Origin of the sequence: Luteimonas sp. gir, from assembly GCF_037198055.1 — a bacterium.
GTDB lineage: Bacteria > Pseudomonadota > Gammaproteobacteria > Xanthomonadales > Xanthomonadaceae > Luteimonas > Luteimonas citri_A.
Window position 1 is genome coordinate 64343 of the sequence record NZ_JBBAXQ010000009.1, and the last position, 19986, is coordinate 84328.

The following is a 19986-nucleotide window of genomic DNA, read 5'->3' on the forward strand; positions in this document are numbered from 1 at the left end:
CCCCATGAGTCCTGTCACCGGCGGCGCCGCGCGCGACCGCCTGCGTATCGCGATCCAGAAATCCGGCCGGCTCAGCGAGCCGGCGCGGGCGTTGCTGGCGTCATGCGGCCTGTCGTGGCGCGAGAGCCGCGACAAGCTGTTCTGCTACGGCGAGACGCTGCCGGTCGACCTGTTGCTGGTCCGCGACGACGACATCCCGGGGCTGCTCGCCGACGGTGTCTGCGATTACGGCATCGTCGGCCGCAACGTGCTCGACGAGGTCGCGGCCGATCGCGCATTGCGCGGCCTGCCGCAGGTCTCCAAGGCGGTCCGTGCGCTCGGCTTCGGCGGCTGCCGGCTCGACATCGCGATTCCCGAGTCGCAGGACTGGTCGGGGCCGGCGCAGTTGCAGGGCAGCCGCATCGCGACCAGCTACCCCGGCCTGCTGCAGCAATGGCTCGACGCGCAGGGCGTGCAGGCGAGCATCGTCACGCTGTCGGGTTCGGTCGAGATCGCACCGCGACTGGGCCAGGCCGACGTGATCTGCGACCTGGTGTCCAGCGGCGCGACACTGACCGCCAACCAGCTCAAGCCCGCGGTCACGCTGATGACCAGTGAGGCGGTGCTGGCCGGCCCGGTGGAGCCGTTCTCCGATGTGCGCGGCGATCTGGCTGCGCTGCTGCTGCGCCGGCTCGATGGCGTGATGCGGCTGCGCGACAGCCGTCTGCTGATGTTCCAGTCGCGCCGTGACGGCGTCGATGCCTTGCTCAAGCTGCTGCCCGACGCCGAACCGCCCACGGTGCTGCAGGTCGACGGCCGCGAGACGGTCGCGTTGCAGGTGCTGTGCCATGGCGAGCTGACCTGGCCGCGGCTCGAGGCGCTCAAGCAGGCCGGTGCGGCTGGATTGATGGTGCTGCCGGTGGAGCGGATGCTGGCATGAACGCAACCGATGCTTTCTCGCTGGACGGCGCGATCCCGGCGATCGTCGACTGGGCGGCCACGGACGCCGCGGCCCAGGCCGAACTGCTGCGTCGCCCCACGCAGACCGTCGCGGCGCAGACGCGGGCGGCTGTCGCCGACGTGCTCGACGAGGTGCGGACACGCGGCGACGCCGCACTGCGCGCGTTGACCGAGCGCTTCGACCGCGTCGCGCTCGACGATTTCGAGGTCGGCGCCGACGAATTCGCCGCGGCCGAGGCCGAGGTCTCGCCGCGCTTGCGCGAGGCGATGGCCAACGCCGCCGCACGAATCGAACGCTTCCATGCTGCGGGCAGGGTCGCCGGCTATGCGGTCCAGACCGCCGATGGCGTGGAGTGCGCGCGGATCGTGCGGCCGATTCCGCGGGTGGGGCTGTACGTGCCGGCGGGCACCGCGCCGCTGCCCTCGACCGCGTTGATGCTCGGCGTGCCGGCGCGCCTGGCCGGCTGCCGCGAGGTCGTATTGTGCACGCCGCCGCGTCCCGACGGCAGCGCCGATCCGGCAGTGCTGGTCGCCGCTCGACTGATCGGCGTGCACCGGGTGTTCAAGCTCGGCGGCGCGCAGGCGATCGCCGCGATGGCCTTCGGCACGACCTCGGTGCCGGCCTGCGACAAGCTGTTCGGCCCGGGCAATGCGTTCGTCACCGAAGCCAAGCAACAGGCGGCGCAGTCGGGCACGGTCGCAATCGACATGCCGGCCGGCCCGTCGGAGGTGCTGGTGATCGCCGATGCGGGCGCCGACGCGGCGTTCATTGCCGCCGACCTGCTGTCGCAGGCCGAACACGGACCCGACTCGCAGGTGCTGCTGCTGTGCGACGACGAGGCGCTGCTGCGTCGCGTGCGCGTCGAGCTGGCGGCCCAACTGGAAGCGCTGCCGCGCGCCGACATCGCGCGCCGGGCACTGGCGCGCTCGCGGTTGCTGCGGGTGCCGACGCTGGACGTCGCATTCGACATCAGCAACCGCTATGCGCCCGAGCACCTGATCCTGGCCCTGCGCGCGCCGCGCGACTGGCTCGACCGGGTCGAGGTCGCCGGCTCGGTGTTCCTCGGCGACTGGACGCCCGAAGCGCTGGGCGATTACTGCAGCGGCACCAACCACGTGCTGCCGACCGGCGGCGCCGCGCGCGCCTGGAGCGGCGTTGGTGTGTCGAGCTTCCAGACCCTGGTCAGCGTGCAGAGTGCCGATGCCGCGGGCATCCGTGCGATTGGGCCCGACGCGGTGACGCTGGCGCGTGCCGAGGGCCTGGACGCGCATGCCAATGCGGTCGCGTTGCGGCTGGCGAGGGCGGGCGCATGAGCACGGTGCTCGATCTGGTGCGCGACGACCTGCGCGCCTTCGCAGGTTACGCCTCGGCGCGGACCCAGGCGATCGAGGGCGAGGTCTGGCTCAATGCCAACGAGGCGCCGTGGGCCAATCCCGGCGATGCCGACGGCCAGTGCCGCCGCTATCCGGCACCGCAACCGCCGGCGCTGCAGGCAAGACTCGCCGCGCTGTACGGCGTGGACGCGTCGCGGCTGCTGATCGGCCGCGGCAGCGACGAGGCGATCGACCTGCTGGTGCGTGCGTTATGCGTGCCCGGGCGCGATGCGGTGCTCGCCACGCCGCCGGTGTTCGGCATGTACGCGGTCAGCGCCCGGTTGCAGGGCGCGCCGTTCGTCGAGGTGCCGTTGCGCGATGGCGCCGAGGGCTTCGTGCTCGATGTCGACGCGGTGCGCGAGACCGCGCTCGCGCGTGGGGTGCGCTTGGTGTTCTTGTGCTCGCCGTCGAACCCGACCGGCGGCCTGGTGCCGCTGGCCGATGTCGCGGCGCTGGCCACTGCGCTCGACGGACGCGCGGTCGTCGTCGTCGACGAGGCCTACGTGGAGTTCGCCCACGTGCCGTCGGCGACCACGAGGCTCGACGCCCACGCCAATCTGGTCGTGCTGCGGACATTATCGAAGGCGCATGGCCTGGCCGCGGCGCGGATCGGCGTGGCGATCGGCGACCCGGCGCTGATCGCGGTGTTGCGGCGCTGCCAGGCGCCGTATCCGGTGCCCACGCCCTGCGCCGAGCTGGCGCTGGCCGGGCTCGCCGACGCGGCGTTCGCGCAGACCCGCGCGCGCGTGGCGCAGACGGTCGCCGAACGCGATGCCCTGGCCGCCGCGCTGGCCGCGACGCCGGGCGTGCGCCGGGTGTATCCGTCGGCCGGCAACTTCCTGCTGGTGCGCTTCGCCGATGCGTCGCGCGCGTTCGCGGCGCTGCTGGCCGCCGGCATCGTCGTGCGCGACCAGCGCGCCGCGCCCGGCCTCGACGACGCGCTGCGCATCACAGTCGGCACACCGGCGCAGAACGCGCGTGTGGTGCAGGCGCTGCAAGCGCTGGAGGTGGCAGCATGAGCGGCACCAAGATTCTGTTCGTCGACCGCGACGGCACCCTGATCGAGGAGCCGGCCGACTACCAGATCGACGCCTACGAAAAGCTGCGCTTCGTGCCGGGCGTGATTCCGGCGCTGCTGCGGTTGCGTGATGCGGGCTTCGAGTTCGTCATCGTCAGCAACCAGGACGGCCTGGGCACCGAGGCCTATCCGCGCGCCAGTTTCGACGGTCCGAACGACCTGATGCTGCAGATCTTCGAGAGCCAGGGCATCGTGTTCCGCGAGGTGCTGATCGACTGCAGTTGGCCGGCCGACAATGCGCCCACGCGCAAGCCGGGCCTGGGGCTGGTGATGCACTACCTGCGCGACCGCGGCATCGATCTCGACGCCTCGGCGATGGTCGGCGACCGCGACACCGATCTGCAGTTCGCCGACAACCTGGGCATCCGCGGTTTCAAGCTGCGCACGCCGCAGTTCGGCGGCGACTGGGACTGGCCCGGCATCGCGCACGCGCTGAGCGATGCGCCGCGCCAGGCGCGTATCGTGCGCAACACCCGCGAAACGCGTATCCGGGTCGAGCTGGACCTCGATGCCGTGCGTGATGCGCACGTTGCGACCGGGTTGCCGTTCTTCGATCACATGCTCGACCAGATCGGCAAGCACGGCGGCATCGCGCTGACGGTGCAGGCCGAGGGCGACCTGGAGATCGACGAGCACCACACGGTCGAGGATGTCGGCATCGCGCTCGGCCAGGCGCTGCGCGCGGCGCTCGGCGACAAGCGCGGCATCGCCCGCTACGGGTTCACGCTGCCGATGGACGAGACCCTCGCCAGTGCCGCGCTCGACTTCGGCGGCCGGCCGTACCTGGTGTTCGACGGCACGTTCCGGCGCGAGCGCGTCGGCGACCTGCCGACTGAACTGGTCGAACACTTCTTCCGCTCGGTCTGCGACGCGGCGGCATTGAACCTGCACCTCAAGGTCGAGGGCGACAACGACCACCACAAGGTCGAAGCCTGCTTCAAGGCCTTCGCCCGTGCGCTGGGCCAGGCGGTGCGCCGTGATGGGGACGCGCTGCCCAGCACCAAGGGGGTGTTGTGATGCGTGTGGTGATCGTCGATGCCGGCGGCGCCAACACCGGCTCGGTGCGCTACGCGTTCGAGCGCCTGGGTGTGACCGCTGCGTTGGTCACCGATGCCGAGGCGATCCGCAGCGCCGACCGCGTGATCCTGCCCGGGGTCGGTACCGCGGCGCAGGTCATGGCGCGGCTGCGCGCGCTCGATCTGGTCGAGGTCCTGCGCACGCTGGAGCGGCCGCTGCTGGGTATTTGCGTGGGTATGCAGCTGCTGTTCGAGCGCTCGCAAGAAGGCGATGTCGAGGGGCTGGGCCTGCTACCCGGCACCGTCGCCCGGCTGCACGGCGGGCCCGGAATCCGGGTGCCGCACATGGGCTGGAACCGGCTGCAGCCCAAGGCCGACAGCGCGCTGCGTACCGGCATCGACGACGATGCGCAGGCCTTCTTCGTACACAGCTATGCGGCGCCGGTGACCGATGACTGCATCCTCTCCTGCGACCACGGCCAGCCGTTCGCCGCTGCCGTGCAGCGGGGCCTGGTCGCCGGTGCGCAGTTCCATCCCGAGCGCTCGGCCGCGGTCGGCGCGCAGCTGCTGCGCAACTTCCTGTCCCCATCGTTCGTTGCTGGAGTCCGCGCATGAGCGGTTTCACCGTCTATCCCGCCATCGACATCCGCGACGGTCGCGTGGTCCGGCTGGCGCAGGGCGACTACGCGCGCGAGACGCGCTACAGCGACGATCCGCTGGCCCAGATCCAGGCCTACGCGGACGCGGGCGCGACCTGGCTGCACCTGGTCGATCTCGACGCCGCACGTGCGGGCGGCTTCACCCTCGCACCCTTGCTGGCGCGCATCCGTCAGACCACCCGCCTGCAGGTACAGACCGGCGGTGGTGTGCGCAGCGCCGACGACGTCGCGCGGATCCTCGATGCCGGCGCGGCCCGCGTGGTCGTGGGTTCGCTCGCGGTGCGCGATGCCGATGCGGTGGTGGGCTGGATCGAGCGCTTCGGTGCCGAGCGCATCACCGTGGCGCTCGACACGCGGCAGGATGCCAGCGGGGTCTGGCGTCTGCCGGTGCATGGCTGGACGCAGACCGCCGAGGCCACCCTCGACACTTTGGCGGTGCGCTATGCGCAGGTCGGGCTGCGTCACCTGCTGAGCACCGACATCGCCCGCGACGGCATGCTGTCGGGGCCCAACAGCGCGCTGTACACCCACCTGCGCGTGCTGGCGCCGGCGCTGCAGGTGCAGGCGTCGGGCGGCGTGCGCGCACTCGAGGACATCGTCGCGGCGCGTGCGCAGGGCTGCGCCGGCATCGTGCTCGGTCGGGCACTGCTCGAAGGCCGCTTCGCACTGCAGGACGCACTGGCATGCTGAGCCGGCGGATCATTCCATGCCTGGATGTGCGCGAGGGCCGCGTGGTCAAAGGCGTGCGCTTCCGCGATCACGTCGACATGGGCGACATCGCCGAACTGGCGCTGCGCTATCGCGATGCCGGCGCCGACGAGCTGGTGTTCTACGATATTTCTGCCAGTCCCCAGGGACGTTCGGTCGATCGTGGCTGGGTCGAGCGGGTGTCGCGGCTGATCGATATCCCATTCTGCGTCGCCGGCGGCATCCGCGATGTCGCCACCGCGCGTGCGGTGCTGCATGCCGGCGCCGACAAGATCTCGATCAACACCCCGGCGCTCGAGCGCCCGGCACTGATCGCCGAACTGGCGGACGCGTTCGGCGTGCAATGCGTGGTCGTGGGCATCGATTCGATTCGCGAGGCCGATGGGCAATGGCGGGTGCGTAGCCACACTGGCGATCCGGACCGCACCCATGCGCTGGCGGTACGCACGCTGGACTGGATCGTCGAAGCGCAACGGCTGGGCGCCGGCGAGATCGTGCTCAACTGCATGGACAACGACGGTGTGCGCCGCGGCTACGACATCGCGCAGCTGCGGCAGGCGCGCGCGCTGTGCGAAGTGCCGCTGATTGCCTCAGGCGGAGCGGGGGAGACCACCCACTTCGTGGATGCGTTTCGTCAGGCCGACGTCGACGGCGCGCTGGCTGCCAGTGTGTTCCACAGTGGCCGCATCGCGATTCCCGAACTCAAGCGTGAGCTGCGCGCGGCCGGCGTGGCGGTGCGCGATGTCTGACCGCCGCGACCAGGGCGCGCAGTCCGCCCATCCCCCTGCGCCACAGGACGATGCGATGACCGATCTGCCTTTCGATCCGGCAACCCTGGATTGGCACAAGGGCGATGGCCTGTTGCCGGCGATCGTCCAGGACGCCGACACGTTGCGCGTGCTGATGCTCGGCTATATGGACCGCGATGCGCTCGATGCCACGCGCCGGCTGGGCAAGGTCACGTTCTTCAGCCGCAGCAAGGGACGGCTATGGACCAAGGGCGAGCAGTCGGGCCACGTGCTCGAGCTGGTGGCCATCGACGCCGATTGCGATGCCGACACGCTGCTGGTGCTGGCCCGGCCGCGGGGGCCGACCTGCCATCTGCAGCGGCCCAGCTGCTTCCCGTCCGCCCCGGGCGGCGTGCTGGCCGACTTGGATGCGCTGGTCGCGCAGCGCGCCCGCGAGCGGCCGGACGGCAGCTACACCACGCGGCTGTTCGACGGCGGCATCCGCCGGATCGCGCAGAAGGTGGGCGAGGAGGGCGTGGAGACTGCGCTCGCGGCGGTCGCGCAAGGGGACGACGAGCTGCTGGGCGAGAGCGCCGACCTGCTGTACCACCTGCTGGTGCTGCTGCGCGCGCGCGGACTGTCGCTGCGCGATGTCGAGCGCGTGCTGATGGCGCGGGGCCGCTAGCGCCGGCGCGCCCGCTTACCGATATGTCGTGCGCCGCCAGCGTCCAGCAAGGGCGGCGCGGCGACGGCTGACTCACACCGGGTCGCGGATCACCAGCAGCCGGTCCTCGCACATGTCGCGGATCGCATAGCGCACGCCTTCGCGGCCGATGCCCGAGTCCTTGATGCCGCCATAGGGCATGTTGTCGACCCGGAAGCTCGGCACATCCCCAACGATCACGCCGCCGGCCTCGATCCGGTCCCAGGCGCGCATCGCGTGGGCGAGGTTGCCGGTGAACACACCGGCCTGCAGGCCGAAATCGCTGTCGTTCACGCGGGCGATCGCCTCGTCGAAACTGTCCACTGGTTCGAGCAAGGCGACCGGGCCAAACACTTCCTTGCGCTGCAGGTCGGCATCGCGCGGCACTTTTTCCAGCAGCGTGGCCGGGATCAGATTGCCCTCTCGCTTGCCGCCGGCGATGACCTTGGCGCCGCCCTTGCGCGCGGCCTCGATCCACGATTGGATGCGGTCGGCCGCGTCGGCGTCGATCACCGGGCCAATGAACGTGGCCTCGTCGCGCGGGTCGCCCATGCGCAGTGCGCCGACGGCCTTCTTGAGTTTGCGCCGCAGCGCGTCGTGGATCGCGCGGTGCGCATAGATGCGCTGGACACCGATGCAGCTCTGCCCGGACTGGTAGTAGGCGCCGAACACCAGCCGCTCGACCACGTGGTCCAGGCTCGCGCCCGGGTCTTCGTCGACGATGCAGGCGGCGTTGCCGCCCAGCTCCAGCACGACCTTTTTCTTGCCCGCGCGCGCCTTGAGGTCCCAGCCCACCAGGCCGCCGGTGAAGCTCAGCAGCGCGATGCGCGCATCCTCGGTCAGCGCGGCGGCGTCCTCGTTGCTGCAGGGGATCACCGAGAACGCGCCCTTGGGCAGGTCGGTCTCGGCCAGGATCTCGCCGATGATCAGCGCGCCGACCGGGGTCTTGGCTGCGGGCTTGAGCACGAACGGGCAGCCGGCGGCGATCGCCGGCGCGACCTTGTGCGCGACCAGGTTCAACGGGAAGTTGAACGGCGTGATGAAGCTGCACACGCCCACCGGCACGCGCTTGACCATGCCGCGATAGCCGCGGGTGCGCGGCGAGATCTGCAGCTCGACGACCTCGCCGTCGAGCCGGGTCGCCTCGCCGGCGGCGATGCGGAAGGTGTCGATCAGGCGCGTCACTTCGCCGCGTGCGTCCTTGATCGGCTTGCCGGCCTCGATGCACAGCGCCAGCGCAAGTTCCTCGGCGCGCTCCTCGAACCGGCGCACGCAGTGTTCGAGCACATCGCGGCGCTGATCGGGCGCAAAGGCGGCCATCGCCTCGCGGGCCTTGTGCGCGGCGACGATTGCTTTGCGGATCGCGGTGGCATCGCCCATCGCCACGCGCGTGGCGACGGCACCGCTGTACTTGTCGCGGACCTCGAGATCGGTGTTGGCGGCGACCGCGACATTAGCGAGGTAGTAGGGATAGCGGCGGGCGAGCCCGTCGCTCTTGGGGGCGGTCTTGTGCTTGGCCATTGGGCGCTCCGGAGTCGAAGGCGGAAGGACGCGGCGCCGATCAGTCGATCGCGGCGCTGCGCGCGGGAATCTCGGTGTTGAGCAGGGCGTCGTCGTCGCGATAGTCGATCGCCAGATCGATCAGATCCACGCCCGGCGTGTTCAGCGCGGTGCGCAGGGCATGCGCGAAGGCGGCGGCACTGTCGGGGCGGTGGCCGCGCGCGCCGTAGCTCCGGGCGTAATGCACGAAGTCGGGATTGCCGTAGTCCATGCCGTACACCGGATAGTCCTCGTGCTGCTGCTTCCACTTGATCATGCCGTAGGCATCGTCGCGCAGCACGATGACCACCAGGTCGAGTGCCAGGCGCACCGCGGTCTCGAGCTCCTGCGAGTTCATCATGAAGCCGCCGTCGCCGCAGACTGCGACGATCTTCCGGTCGCCGTGCACCAGCCTGGCTGCGATCGCGGACGGCAGGCCGGCACCCATGGTCGCCAGTGCGTTGTCCAGCAGCAGGGTGTTGGGCGCGCGGCAACGGTCGTTGCGCGCAAACCACAGCTTGTACAGGCCGTTGTCGAGGCAGACGATGTCGCGCGGCTCGATCGCATCACGCAGCGTCTTGACCAAGTGCGGCACGTGCAGGGGGAAACGATCGTCGGCGGCGAGTTCGGCGATGTTCCGGCACAGCGCGGTCCGCACGCGATCGAAGAACGTGAAGTCCCAGTGCGACTGCGGCGCATCCAGTGCCTCGGCGAGCTGCCAGACGGTATTGGCGATGTCGCCGATGACCTCGATCTGCGGGAAGTACACCTGATCGACCACGGCGCTTGCATAGTTGACGTGAATCACCGTGCGCCGGCCGCGGTGCATGAAGAACGGCGGTTTCTCGATGACATCGTGGCCGATGTTGACGATGCAGTCGGCAGCATCGATCGCGCGGTGCACGAAATCGTGATCCGACAGCGCGGCCGTGCCGAGCCACAGCGGATGCGTCTCGTCCAGCACGCCCTTGCCCATCTGGGTGCTGAAGAACGGGATGCCGAGCCGGTCGACGAAGGACCGCAGCATCTTGGCGGTGGTCTTGCGGTTGGCGCCGGCGCCGATCATCAGCAGCGGATGTCGGGCATTGCGAATCGCCTGCGCGGCATGCGCGATTGCCTTGTGCTCGGCCAGCGGACGGCGCGTATAGGGGGCGGGCAACAGGCACGCATCGGTGTCGTCGCCGGCGATGTCCTGCGGCAGTTCGAGATGGGTGGCGCCGGGACGTTCCTCGATCGCACGCTGGAACGCGTCGCGCACGCGCGCGGGTATGGCGTCGGCGGAGACCAGTTGATGGGTCGACTTGGTCAGTGGCCGCATCATGTCGACCACGTCGACGATCTGGAAATGCCCCTGCTTGCTGGTTCGGATCGGCTTCTGGCCGGTGATCATCAACATCGGCATCGCGCCCAACTGGGCATAGGCGGCCGGCGTGACGAGGTTGGTCGCGCCGGGGCCCAGCGTCGACAGGCAGACGCCGGCCTGCCCGGTCAGCCGCCCCCAGGTGGCGGCCATGAAGCCCGCGGCCTGCTCGTGGCGGGTGAGCACCAGCTCGATGGACGAGGCGCGCAGCGATTCGAGCAGGTCGAGGTTCTCCTCGCCCGGAATGCCGAAGACATGAGTCACGCCTTCGGCTTCCAGCGCCGAGACGAACAGGTCGGAGGCCTTGGTCATCGGTCCGTATGCTCCAGCGACAGATCACCGGTCATCGTGCCAGCCGCGGCGTGATCGCCGGGCGAGGGCAGGGCCGTGCTACTGCACCTCGACCCGCAGCATGCCATCGCCGACGCGTGCATCGAGCCGATCGCCGGGCGCGGCGTCGGCGGTGCTGCGCACGATGCGGCCGTCGTCGCGCTGCAGGATGCTGTAGCCGCGGGCGATCGTGGCCAGCGGGCTCACCGCCTCGAGCGAGCGCACCAGCCCGCGCAGATGCAGCGCGTCGCGCTGCAGCCGTCGCGCCACCGCGGCCTGGGGCCGCGCCTGCAGCGCATCCAGGCGCTGGTGCAATTGGGCGAGCCGGCGCTGCGGCGAGGCGGCACGCAGCACCGCGCCGGCATGCTGGAGCCGCGCCTGACGCTGCTGCAACTGCTGCCGCTGGGCGGCCTGCAGCCGGCGCAGCGCCGCTTCCTGCCGCTGACGCAAGGCCTCGAGCCGCGCCTGGGGGCGGGTGGCCTGCAGACGCAGCGCCGCGCGATCGAGCCGTTGGGCGCAGGCCTGCAGCGTGCGCAGTTGCACGGCATCGACCTGGCGCTGCAGCTGGCGCACCCGTCCGAGCAAGTCGCTGCGGTCGGGCGTCAGCAACTCGGCCGCGGCCGACGGGGTCGGCGCGCGCAGGTCGGCGGCGAAGTCGGTCAGGCTGAAGTCGGTCTCGTGGCCCACGGCCGAGACCACCGGCACCGGCGAGGCCGCCACTGCGCGCGCCAGTGCCTCGTCGTTGAATGCCCACAGGTCCTCGAGCGAACCGCCGCCGCGGGTCAGCAGCAGCACGTCGTAGCGGCCACTGTCTCCAGCGCGCTGCAGCGTGCGCAGCAACTGCGCCGGCGCATCGACGCCCTGGACCAGCGTCGGCAGCACCTCGACGTCGAGCAGCGGAAACCGGCGCGCCAGCACGCTGAGCACGTCGCGCACCGCCGCGCCCGACGGCGAGGTGATCACGCCCAGCCGCCGCGGAAACGCCGGCATCGGGCGCTTGCGCTCGGCCTCGAACAGGCCTTCGGCCTGCAGGCGGGCCTTGAGCGCATCGAACGCCCGCCGCAACGCGCCTTCGCCGGCTTCTTCGAGCGCGTCGAGGATCAACTGGTAGTCGCCGCGCGCCTCGTACAGCGTCACCCGGCCGCGCGCACGCACCAGCATGCCGTCGCGCGGCACGAAGCGCAGCCATTGGCTCTTCTGCCGGAACAGCGCGCAGCGCACTTGGGCGCGCGCGTCCTTGAGTGTGAAGTACATATGGCCCGACGCCGGGCGTGAGACGTTGCACAACTCGCCCTCGACCATGACCTGGGGGAAGCTGTCCTCCAGCAACCCGCGGGCGAGGGTGTTGAGCTGGCTCGGGGTCAGGACGTCGCGTGCGGAATCGTGCATGCGCACAAGGATACCGGCATGCGGTGCGCGAGGCTGCGACACCCGGTCGCAGGCGCCACGCCCGCAGCCGGCGATAATGGCCGGCCAGGCGCCGCAGGCGTCGCAGCGGAGTACTCGGATGCGCCATCCCCGTTTCGGTCTTCTTGCCGTCGGCCTGACCGCCCTGACCCTGGCCGCCTGCCAGCCTTCGTCGCCCGATGCCGCCGCGCCGGCGGCCGCGACCGATGCCGCCCAGGTCGCGGTGTCCGACCCCTGGATCCGCGAGACCCCGCCCAATGCGGCGGTAGCCGGTGGCTATCTGACCCTGCGCAGCGCCGCCGACGATCGGCTGGTGTCGGTGGACAGCGCCGCAGCCGCTGCGGTGGAGATCCACGAGATGCGCCATGACGGCGGCATGATGCGCATGCGCGAACTGCCCGACGGCGTCCCGCTGGCCGCTGGCACGGATGTCGAATTGCGCCCCGGTGGCTACCACCTGATGTTCATCGACCCGGTCGAGCCATTGCGCGCGGGCGCCACGGTCGAGGCGACGCTGCACTTCGAACATGCGCCTGCACAGCAGGTCCAGTTCGACGTCCGCCCCCTGGCCGGCGATGCCGCGGCCGAGGGCCACAGCGGGCACTGACGCCGCGCGAGATCGCGTCTTGCCGACGTGATCGCGTCGGTGCGGCCGATGTACGCGCGATGCTGGTCGCCGGTGCTTGCATGACCAGCGCAATGCGGACCCGGTGCTTGAAGACGCCCCCACCCGCCGCGCGTTGCGCGTCGACCTCCCCCGCAAGCGGGGGAGGGAACGCACGGCTGCCGTGCGCGGTGTGCGCTCGCGTCGTATCCCGGTCGAATGAGAACGGCTTTGCTCCCTCCCCAGCATGCGGGGGAGGGAACACACGGCTGCCGTGTGCGGTGTGCGCTCGCGTCGTATCCACGGTCGAATGAGAACGGCTGTGCTCTCTCCCCCCGCATGCGGGAGGCCGGAATGCAACGGGTGCATTGCCTTGCTTCCTCCCCCGCATGCGGGGGAGGGCTGGGGTGGGGGCGGACGCTCGCGGCGAGCTTTCGGCAACGCCTGCACGCAAGCGCGCCGTCGCCTGCGCACGCTGCGACGGTGCGGGGATCGGGGGCGGTCTGTCCGAGCTCGGAAGATGCCGCGAGCGCAGCACGCAACGCGCATTGCGCGATCGATGAAACGCAAAAACCCGCGCAGGCGCGGGCTCTTGAAAGATGACCGGCTGGCGAGCGAAGGCTGGCGGGCGGGTCGTGCGCGGCTGGCTGGCGCGGGCGGGCTTGCGGCGCGCCTCGATTCTAGCGAGCGCGCACAGGGCATGACGGAATGAGAATTGCTCGCGTTACAGCAGGCGCAGTGCGTGCGACATGGCCTCGGTCTGACGCGCTGGCCGCGATCGCCCGCACCGGGCGATCGCGTTCGGCAACGATCTGCGCGGTCTCGTCATCATCGTGTCTGTGCGTTACACAGCACGCCGACAGGACGCGCGTGATCAGGCGGCAGGATCGACCGCGTCGAACGAGGTCACGCGGCGGTGGCCGTTTGCGGCGGTCGCATCGCGCGGTTCGGGATAGTCGTCGAGGCGGTCGACCAGCACCGTGCGCAGGCCGGCCTCGCGGGCGGCGTCGAGTTCGGCCACGACATCCGACAGGAACACGATCGCCGCCGGTGACTCGTGCAAGGCCTCGGCAATGCGCGCATAGCTTGCCGCTTCGCGCTTGCCGCCGACCTCGGTGTCGAACCAGGCCGAGATCAGACCCGTCAGGTCGCCGGCATCGCTGTGGCCGAAGAACAGCTTCTGCGCCGGGACCGAGCCCGACGAGTACACCGCCAGGCGTTCGCCGGCCGCATGCCAGCGGCGCAGGGCCTGCGCCGCGTCGGGGTAGATGTGCGCGGTGAAGTCGGCCTCGCGGTAGCCGGCTTCCCAGATCTTGCCTTGCAAGGCCTTGAGTGCGGTGTGCTTGCGGTCCTCGTCGATCCAGCCCTGCAGTGTCTCGACGATCATCGCGTCGTCGCACATCGCGCCGTGCTCGATCGCCACCGCATCCAGCCAGCGACGGACTTCGGGATCTTGACCATGTGCGGCGACGAAACCGGGCAGGGCGCGGCGGGCATAGGGGAAGAGGACGTCTTTGACGAACGAGATGCTGCTGGTGGTGCCTTCGATGTCGGTGAGGATCATGCGATTTATCGGTCCTGGCGCGCGTGTTGAGGAGCGGGTCAGTCGCGCGCGCCCGGCTCGTAGCGCGGGAACTGCTGGGCGATGTCCGAGCCGGTGAAGTGGCCGATCCAACCATCGGGCTGCTGGAAGAACCGGATCGCCACAAAGCGCGGCTCCGGGCCCATGTCGAACCAGTGGGTCACGCCATGCGGCACGCCGATCAGGTCGCCCTTGACGCACTCGATCTCGTAGACCTTGTCCTCGACATGCAGCGTGAACAGCCCCGAGCCGTCGACGAAGAAGCGAACCTCGTCTTCCTTGTGCAGGTGTTCGTCGAGGAACTTCTTGCGCAGCTCGTCGCGATTGGGGTTGTCCGGCGCGATGCTGATGACATCGACCGTCGTGAAGCCGCGCTCGGCGCTGATGCGGTCGATGTCGGCCTTGTAGGCGGCCATGACCTGCTCGGACGAGGCGCCGGCAGCGACCGGTTGCGCGGCTTCCCAGCGCTCGAAGGTCGCGCCGAGCCTGCCGAGCTCGCGGGCGATCTCCTCGCCGTCGCGGCTGTCGAACAGCGGCGTGTCGGGGGCGTTGTCGGCGAAGATGCGAAGGCGGCTCATGGCGGTCTGGCTCGGGCGAGAGGGTGAGCGCGCCAGACTAGCAGCTGCCCTCGGCGCCGGCGTTGACCGGCGCGGAACGCAGGCGTTCCACGCGCGCGTGGATCGGGACGTCAGCGACCGCGCAGACGATGCAGCGCCAGTTCGCAATGCAGCAGGAAATCGAAGGCTTCCAGATGCCGGCGCGCCTCGGCCATGTCGCGTCCCCAGGCATACAGGCCGTGGCCGTCGATCAGGTAGCCCCACATCGGGCCGGCATCGAGCAGGCACTCGACCTGCGCGGCGAGCGTGGGCATGTGCTGGCTGTTGGGCAGCACCGGCACGTCGATCGCGGTCTCGTGGGTGGCGTTGCCGGCGAAGGCCTTGAGCAGTTCGTAGCCTTCGAGGCGCACGTGACCGGCGCCGGCGTACAGCCGCGAGGCGATGGTCTGGTTGGGCGAATGCGTGTGCAGGATGCAGCCGATCTCGGGGAACCGGCGATAGAGCTGGGTGTGCAACAGCGTCTCGGCCGACGGCCGATGGGTGCTGCCCACGGCCTGGCCATCGAAATCGACGACCATGATGTCGTCTTCCTGCAGCCGGCCCTTGTCGCGGCCCGACACGGTGATCGCCGCGTGGCGGTCGTCGAGGCGTTGCGAGAAGTTGCTGCTGGTCGCCGGTGTCCAGCCGGCCTGAGCGAGTTCGCGGACGTTGACGATCAACTCGCCGGCAAGCTCGCGCAGGCGGTGGGCATCGAAGGGGGGTGTCGGATCGGGCATGGCGCAGAGTCTACCGCGCGTGCGCACCGATCAACGATGCCAGCGCCAGCGCGGTGGTTCGCCCTTCAGCGCACAGGTTGCGATCAGCAGCCCGGTGGCCAGCGACAGGCAGCCGAAGAAGGCCGCCGGGTCGCGCTGCGGCGGAAACCGCAGCAGCACGACGACGACGCTGATCGCATAGACCGCCAGCACCGCCCAGCCCTGCCAGCACCGCGGCGCCCCCCAGCCCCAGCCGAAGGACTTGGCCGGAAACCAGTAGTCGTCCTTCTGGGGCGTGGTCACGGTGCGGCATCCGGCCGTGCGCGGCGACTGAACCCGCGATAGCCGGCCCAGGCCAGCAGCGCGATGATCGCCGCGCCCATCAGCGTCTCGATCGGCGTCGACCAGACCAGCAGGCCGCAGGCGAGCAGGGCGCCCATGCCGAGCAGGCGCTCGCGCGTGCCCGAGGCATGCGTGCGGTTGCCGAGCAGCAGGCTCAGACCCGCGGCGGCATAGGCCATCACCACCAGCGTCACCGCCATGTTGATGATCGTCTCGAACTGGCCCGCCACCGAGTCGGAGAAGGTGGTCAGCGCGATCGCGGTCATCGAGATCACCACGATCAGCAGGCCGGTGCCGGCCGCGCCGTTGCGCAGCAGCCGGCCAAAGATCGCCGGCAGGAAACCGCGCTGGGCGGCGCGCGCGCCCGACTCGCCGGTCACCAGCATCCAGCCGCCGAGCGTGCCGGTGGCCTTGAGCGCGGCCGCCGCGGCGATCACGGGGATCGCCCAGGCGCCGAACATCTGTCCGGCGACCAGCGCGAACGGTGCGCTCGACTGCGCGAGTTCGGCGACCGGTACGATGCCCATCATCAGCACCGAGGACACCAGATAGACGATACCGGCCAGCAGGATGCCGCCGAGCGTGGCGATCGGCACATTGCGGTCCGGGTCACGGACCACGCCGGCGACCATCGCTCCGGTCTCCAGGCCGATGAACGCCCAGAACACCACCGACAGCGAGCCGATCGCGACCGCTGCGTCCGATTGCCCGCTGACGTTCCAGCCGGCCAGGTACAGGTCGGGATCGAAGTGCGCCCAGCCGGCGATCAAGATCGCGGCGACCGGCAGCAGGCCGAACACCACGCAGAACGACTGGAACCGGGCGATGGTGCGCGGCCCGAACAGGTTCAGCGCGAACATCGACCAGATCAGCACGACCTGGCCGACGACCTGCGCGACGGGCGTCGCCTCGATCGGCAGCAGGATGATCAGATAGCCGAACGCAGCCACCGCGATCGCGTTGTTGCCGATCCACGATGACAGCCAGTACAGCGTGGAGGCCAGAAAGCCCATGTCGCGGCCCAGCGTCGGGCGGATGTAGTCGTCGGGCGATTCGAGGTTCGGGTACTGGCGGGCCAGGCGTGCGAATGCGCCGCCAAGCGCGACCGCCAGCAGCGTGCCGAGCAGCCACGACAGCGCGGTCACCGCGCCCGAGCGCGCCAGTGTGGCCGGCAGCAGGAAGAAGCCCGAGCCGATCATGTTGTTGGCGACCATGAACGTCGCCAGCACCGGTCCGATCTTCCTGGCCGTGGGAGCAATGGACATCGCGGAATCTCGCAGTGGCGCGCGGCGCCGGGTCGGAAACGACACGGCCCGCGCGATGCGGGCCGTGGAGGGCACTCAGCGGGCGTTGCGCAGCTTGCTGTGCCGGTAGCCGTAGGCGAAGTAGATCGTGAAGCCGATCACCGTCCAGCCCAGCAGCACCATCCAGTTGAGCATCGGCATGATCGCCACCAGCCCCAGGCACGCCAGCACGCCCAGGGTGCCGACGACGTAGACCGCGGGCGTGCGGAACGGGCGGTGCAGCCCCGGCTGCGTGCGCCGCAGCACCATCACGCCCAGGCACACGGTCGCGAACGCAACCAGCGTGCCCATCGACACCACATCGCCGAGCAACTGGATCGGCAGCAACGCGGCCATGATCGCGGCGACCGCGGCAACCAGTACCGTGCCCTTGTGCGGGGTGCGGAAGCGCTTGTGCACCGCGCCGAAGAAGCGCGGCAGCAGCCCGTCCTGGGCCATCGAGAAGAAGATCCGCGGCTGGCCCATCAGCATCACCAGGATCACCGTGGTCAGGCCGGCGATCGCACCGACTTCCACCAGGACCTTGAGCCAGGCAAGGCTGGGATAGGCCTCCAGCGCGGTCGCGACCGGCTTGGCGGTGCCGAGTGCGGTGTAGGGCACCATGCCGGTCAGCACCGCCGAGACCGCGATGTAGATCAGCGTGCACAGCACCAGCGAGCCGAGGATGCCGATCGGCATGTCGCGCTGCGGGTTCTTGACTTCCTGGGCGGCGGTCGAGACCGCGTCGAAGCCGATGTAGGCGAAGAACACGATCGAGGCGCCGCGCAGCACGCCCTCCCAGCCGAAGCGGTCGCCACCCTGGTTCTCGGGAATGAACGGCAGCCAGTTGTCGACATTCACGTACTGGGCGCCGAAGGCCAGCAGCAACAGGATCACCACGACCTTGATCGAAACGATGATCGCGTTGGCGGTCGCCGACTGGGTGATGCCGACGTAGCACAGCGTGCCCACCGCGCCGACGATCAGCAGCGCCGGCAGGTTGAACAGCGCGCCGGTCAGCACGAACCGGCCGAACTCGCAGGCGCCGGCCTGCGCCGCTTCATGGGTACAGAAGTTGATCGGCGCCTGGGTCAATGCCGCGGGCAGATGCAGTCCGAACGATTCCAGGAAACTGACCGTGTAGCCCGACCAGCCGACCGCGACCGTCGAGGCAGCGAACAGATACTCGAGCACCAGACTCCAGCCGACGAACCAGGCCAGCGCCTCGCCGAGGGTGGCGTAGGTGTAGCTGTAGGCACTGCCCGAGGCGGGGATCATGGCCGCGAACTCGGCGTAGCACAGGCCCGCCATCGCGCAGGCGAAGGCGGCGATGACGAAGCTGAGCATGATCGCCGGCCCGGCATGGTTGGCGGCCGCGGTGCCGGTGATCACGAAGATGCCCGCGCCGATCACCGCACCCAGCCCCAGCATCACCAGGTGTTTGGCGGTGAGCGTGCGCTTGAAGCTGGCCTCGCCCGACAGGCTGCCTTCGACCGGCTCCCCGGCGTCGACATGTGGTTGGGCCTGGATGGGCTTGGTGATCAGCAGGTTCTTGAGCATCGGGTTCCCCGGGTTGGACGGTCGGTCGGGCACACGAATGGGCGGCTCCCTGCCGATACCCCTTTTCCCGATGCGCCCCGCGAATCGCCGTACCTTGCCAAACGCAGCGTTCCGGCACAAGCAACGCGCCGCATTCATTGCAGGCCCTCAGACGAGGCGTCCCGACATCAGTGGCGGCGGTGGCGATGCCGTCGGCCCCGGCGGATTCCCGGTGGGTTCATGCTGCAGTGCGCAACGTCCGGTCCCACAGTCGGCATGCGTTCGTCGCTACAATTGTCCGCTGACCTTGGTGCAGAAGCGGAGCGGCCGTGGAGTTCGGTTTCAACGAAGAGCAGTTGATGATCCAGGACATCGCGCGCCGGATCGCAAGAGAGAAGATCGCGCCCAGTGCCGAGCACTTCGACCGCACGGGCGAGTTTCCGCTGGAGAACATCCGGCTGCTCGGCGAAAACGGCCTGATGGGCATCGAAGTGCCGGTCGAGTACGGTGGCGCGGGCATGGACCCGATCGCCTACGTGCTGGCGATGATCGAGATCGCCGCGGGCGATGCCGCGCACTCGACGATCATGTCGGTCAACAATTCGTTGTTCTGCAACGGCGTCCTGACCCACGGCACCGAGGATCAGAAGCGCACCTACGTCTCGGCGATTGCTGAAGGGCGCGAGATCGGCGCGTTCGCGCTGACCGAGCCGCAGTCGGGCTCGGATGCGACCGCGATGCGATGCCGCGCGGTGAAGCAGGCCGACGGCAGCTTTGTCGTCAACGGCAAGAAGAGCTGGATCACCTCCGGCCCGGTCGCCAAGTATTTCGTGTTGTTCGCGATGACCGAGCCCGACAAGGGCGCGCGCGGCGTCACCGCGTTCCTGGTCGACGGCGAGCGCGCGGGCTTCCATCGCGGCAAGACCGAGCCCAAGCTCGGCATCCGCGCATCGGCGACCTGCGAGATCGAGTTCCAGGACTATGTCGTCCAGCCCGACGAGGTGCTGGGCGAGGAGGGGCAGGGCTTCAAGATCGCGATGGGCGTGCTCGATGCCGGGCGCATCGGCATCGCCTCGCAGGCGATCGGCATCGCCCGCGCTGCGTACGAGGCGACGATCGCCTACGTCAAGGAGCGCAAGGCCTTCGGCCAGCCGATCGGCGCGTTCCAGATGACCCAGGCCAAGATCGCCGACATGAAGTGCCGGCTCGATGCGGCGCTGCTGCTGACCTTGCGTGCGGCCTGGACGAAAGGCCAGGGCCAGCGCTTCGGCAACGAGGCGGCCATCGCCAAGCTCACCGCGTCCGAGACCGCGATGTGGATCACGCATCAGGCGCTGCAGATCCACGGCGGCATGGGCTATTCGAAGGAAATGCCGATCGAGCGGTATTTCCGCGACGCCAAGATCACCGAGATCTACGAGGGCACCTCGGAGATCCAGCGGCTGGTCATCGCCCGCAACGAGACCGGCCTGCGCTGAGCGCT

At 69.8% G+C, this 19986-nt stretch carries 19 protein-coding genes; 10 read left to right on the forward strand and 9 right to left on the reverse strand.

Annotated features, from left to right (window positions below):
- Window positions 1–4: 4 nt before the first annotated feature.
- Genes hisG through hisIE form a run of 8 tightly spaced genes read left to right on the forward strand, consistent with a single transcriptional unit; the run spans window position 5 to window position 7187 of the window.
- Window positions 5–919 carry an ATP phosphoribosyltransferase gene (hisG, locus tag WAF18_RS12250; RefSeq protein WP_337245341.1) on the forward strand — a complete coding sequence of 305 codons (915 nt, stop codon included), beginning with the start codon at window positions 5–7 and terminating at the stop codon, window positions 917–919.
- On the forward strand, window positions 916–2253 hold the full coding sequence (gene hisD, locus WAF18_RS12255) for a histidinol dehydrogenase (RefSeq protein ID WP_337245342.1): 1338 nt from the start codon (window positions 916–918) through the stop codon (window positions 2251–2253). The genes hisG and hisD overlap by 4 nt, the downstream gene beginning before the upstream one ends.
- A complete protein-coding gene (gene hisC, locus WAF18_RS12260) occupies window positions 2250–3332 on the forward strand; it encodes a histidinol-phosphate transaminase (protein ID WP_337245343.1) in 1083 nt (360 codons plus the stop codon). The genes hisD and hisC overlap by 4 nt, the downstream gene beginning before the upstream one ends.
- Window positions 3329–4408 (forward strand): bifunctional histidinol-phosphatase/imidazoleglycerol-phosphate dehydratase HisB, encoded by a 1080-nt coding sequence (hisB, locus tag WAF18_RS12265; protein ID WP_337245344.1) that lies wholly within the window; start codon window positions 3329–3331, stop codon window positions 4406–4408. Before hisC ends, hisB begins: the two co-directional genes overlap by 4 nt.
- Entirely contained in the window at window positions 4405–5022 is a 618-nt protein-coding gene (hisH, locus tag WAF18_RS12270) for an imidazole glycerol phosphate synthase subunit HisH (protein WP_337245345.1), read from the forward strand. The genes hisB and hisH overlap by 4 nt, the downstream gene beginning before the upstream one ends.
- On the forward strand, window positions 5019–5756 hold the full coding sequence (hisA, locus tag WAF18_RS12275; RefSeq protein WP_337245346.1) for a 1-(5-phosphoribosyl)-5-[(5-phosphoribosylamino)methylideneamino]imidazole-4-carboxamide isomerase: 738 nt from the start codon (window positions 5019–5021) through the stop codon (window positions 5754–5756). The genes hisH and hisA overlap by 4 nt, the downstream gene beginning before the upstream one ends.
- Entirely contained in the window at window positions 5750–6523 is a 774-nt protein-coding gene (gene hisF / locus WAF18_RS12280; RefSeq protein WP_337245347.1) for an imidazole glycerol phosphate synthase subunit HisF, read from the forward strand. Before hisA ends, hisF begins: the two co-directional genes overlap by 7 nt.
- A gap of 55 nt (window positions 6524–6578) precedes the next feature.
- Window positions 6579–7187, forward strand: coding sequence for a bifunctional phosphoribosyl-AMP cyclohydrolase/phosphoribosyl-ATP diphosphatase HisIE (gene hisIE, locus WAF18_RS12285; RefSeq protein ID WP_337245348.1), 609 nt, complete (start codon window positions 6579–6581; stop codon window positions 7185–7187).
- 72 nt (window positions 7188–7259) lie between these two features.
- Here hisIE and WAF18_RS12290 read toward each other — a convergent pair whose 3' ends face one another.
- From WAF18_RS12290 to xseA, 3 genes are all read right to left on the reverse strand, one after another.
- Window positions 7260–8726 carry an aldehyde dehydrogenase family protein gene (locus tag WAF18_RS12290; RefSeq protein ID WP_337245349.1) on the reverse strand — a complete coding sequence of 489 codons (1467 nt, stop codon included), beginning with the start codon at window positions 8724–8726 and terminating at the stop codon, window positions 7260–7262.
- A gap of 40 nt (window positions 8727–8766) precedes the next feature.
- Entirely contained in the window at window positions 8767–10416 is a 1650-nt protein-coding gene (locus tag WAF18_RS12295; protein ID WP_337245350.1) for an acetolactate synthase large subunit, read from the reverse strand.
- Window positions 10417–10494: 78 nt separating this feature from the next.
- Window positions 10495–11823, reverse strand: coding sequence for an exodeoxyribonuclease VII large subunit (xseA, locus tag WAF18_RS12300; RefSeq protein WP_337245351.1), 1329 nt, complete (start codon window positions 11821–11823; stop codon window positions 10495–10497).
- Window positions 11824–11941: 118 nt separating this feature from the next.
- On the opposite strand from xseA, the gene WAF18_RS12305 reads away from it, so the two are divergent.
- Window positions 11942–12448 (forward strand): copper chaperone PCu(A)C, encoded by a 507-nt coding sequence (locus WAF18_RS12305; protein WP_337245352.1) that lies wholly within the window; start codon window positions 11942–11944, stop codon window positions 12446–12448.
- Between the two features lie 871 nt (window positions 12449–13319).
- Here WAF18_RS12305 and mtnC read toward each other — a convergent pair.
- The 6 genes from mtnC to WAF18_RS12335 form a co-directional block, all read right to left on the reverse strand.
- Window positions 13320–14009: an acireductone synthase gene (mtnC, locus tag WAF18_RS12310; protein WP_337245353.1), complete on the reverse strand. Its 690-nt coding sequence runs from the start codon at window positions 14007–14009 to the stop codon at window positions 13320–13322.
- Window positions 14010–14047: 38 nt separating this feature from the next.
- Complete coding sequence (locus WAF18_RS12315; RefSeq protein ID WP_337245354.1) at window positions 14048–14605, reverse strand: acireductone dioxygenase; 558 nt, start codon at window positions 14603–14605, stop codon at window positions 14048–14050.
- Window positions 14606–14715: 110 nt separating this feature from the next.
- Window positions 14716–15360 carry a methylthioribulose 1-phosphate dehydratase gene (locus WAF18_RS12320; protein WP_337245355.1) on the reverse strand — a complete coding sequence of 215 codons (645 nt, stop codon included), beginning with the start codon at window positions 15358–15360 and terminating at the stop codon, window positions 14716–14718.
- A 30-nt stretch (window positions 15361–15390) separates the two neighbouring features.
- Window positions 15391–15642, reverse strand: coding sequence for a hypothetical protein (locus WAF18_RS12325; protein WP_337245356.1), 252 nt, complete (start codon window positions 15640–15642; stop codon window positions 15391–15393).
- A complete protein-coding gene (locus WAF18_RS12330; protein WP_337245357.1) occupies window positions 15639–16946 on the reverse strand; it encodes an amino acid permease in 1308 nt (435 codons plus the stop codon). Before WAF18_RS12330 ends, WAF18_RS12325 begins: the two co-directional genes overlap by 4 nt.
- A gap of 75 nt (window positions 16947–17021) precedes the next feature.
- Window positions 17022–18524, reverse strand: a complete 1503-nt coding sequence (locus tag WAF18_RS12335) for an amino acid permease (RefSeq protein ID WP_337245358.1) — start codon at window positions 18522–18524, stop codon at window positions 17022–17024.
- 308 nt (window positions 18525–18832) lie between these two features.
- Between WAF18_RS12335 and WAF18_RS12340 the strand changes: the two genes are divergently transcribed.
- On the forward strand, window positions 18833–19981 hold the full coding sequence (locus WAF18_RS12340) for an acyl-CoA dehydrogenase family protein (RefSeq protein WP_337245359.1): 1149 nt from the start codon (window positions 18833–18835) through the stop codon (window positions 19979–19981).
- The last annotated feature ends 5 nt before the right edge of the window (window positions 19982–19986 follow it).

Bases quoted from the DNA above. Each gene is read 5' to 3' on its own strand.
- hisIE (WP_337245348.1), top strand. From the start codon at position 6,579: ATGACCGATCTGCCTTTCGATCCGGCAACCCTGGATTGGCACAAGGGC.
- hisC (WP_337245343.1), top strand. From the start codon at position 2,250: ATGAGCACGGTGCTCGATCTGGTGCGCGACGACCTGCGCGCCTTCGCA.
- WAF18_RS12305 (WP_337245352.1), top strand. From the start codon at position 11,942: ATGCGCCATCCCCGTTTCGGTCTTCTTGCCGTCGGCCTGACCGCCCTG.
- mtnC (WP_337245353.1), bottom strand. From the start codon at position 14,009: ATGATCCTCACCGACATCGAAGGCACCACCAGCAGCATCTCGTTCGTC.
- hisD (WP_337245342.1), top strand. From the start codon at position 916: ATGAACGCAACCGATGCTTTCTCGCTGGACGGCGCGATCCCGGCGATC.
- hisA (WP_337245346.1), top strand. From the start codon at position 5,019: ATGAGCGGTTTCACCGTCTATCCCGCCATCGACATCCGCGACGGTCGC.
- WAF18_RS12295 (WP_337245350.1), bottom strand. From the start codon at position 10,416: ATGACCAAGGCCTCCGACCTGTTCGTCTCGGCGCTGGAAGCCGAAGGC.
- hisG (WP_337245341.1), top strand. From the start codon at position 5: ATGAGTCCTGTCACCGGCGGCGCCGCGCGCGACCGCCTGCGTATCGCG.
- WAF18_RS12320 (WP_337245355.1), bottom strand. From the start codon at position 15,360: ATGCCCGATCCGACACCCCCCTTCGATGCCCACCGCCTGCGCGAGCTT.
- hisB (WP_337245344.1), top strand. From the start codon at position 3,329: ATGAGCGGCACCAAGATTCTGTTCGTCGACCGCGACGGCACCCTGATC.
- xseA (WP_337245351.1), bottom strand. From the start codon at position 11,823: ATGCACGATTCCGCACGCGACGTCCTGACCCCGAGCCAGCTCAACACC.
- WAF18_RS12335 (WP_337245358.1), bottom strand. From the start codon at position 18,524: ATGCTCAAGAACCTGCTGATCACCAAGCCCATCCAGGCCCAACCACAT.
- hisF (WP_337245347.1), top strand. From the start codon at position 5,750: ATGCTGAGCCGGCGGATCATTCCATGCCTGGATGTGCGCGAGGGCCGC.
- WAF18_RS12290 (WP_337245349.1), bottom strand. From the start codon at position 8,726: ATGGCCAAGCACAAGACCGCCCCCAAGAGCGACGGGCTCGCCCGCCGC.
- WAF18_RS12330 (WP_337245357.1), bottom strand. From the start codon at position 16,946: ATGTCCATTGCTCCCACGGCCAGGAAGATCGGACCGGTGCTGGCGACG.
- WAF18_RS12315 (WP_337245354.1), bottom strand. From the start codon at position 14,605: ATGAGCCGCCTTCGCATCTTCGCCGACAACGCCCCCGACACGCCGCTG.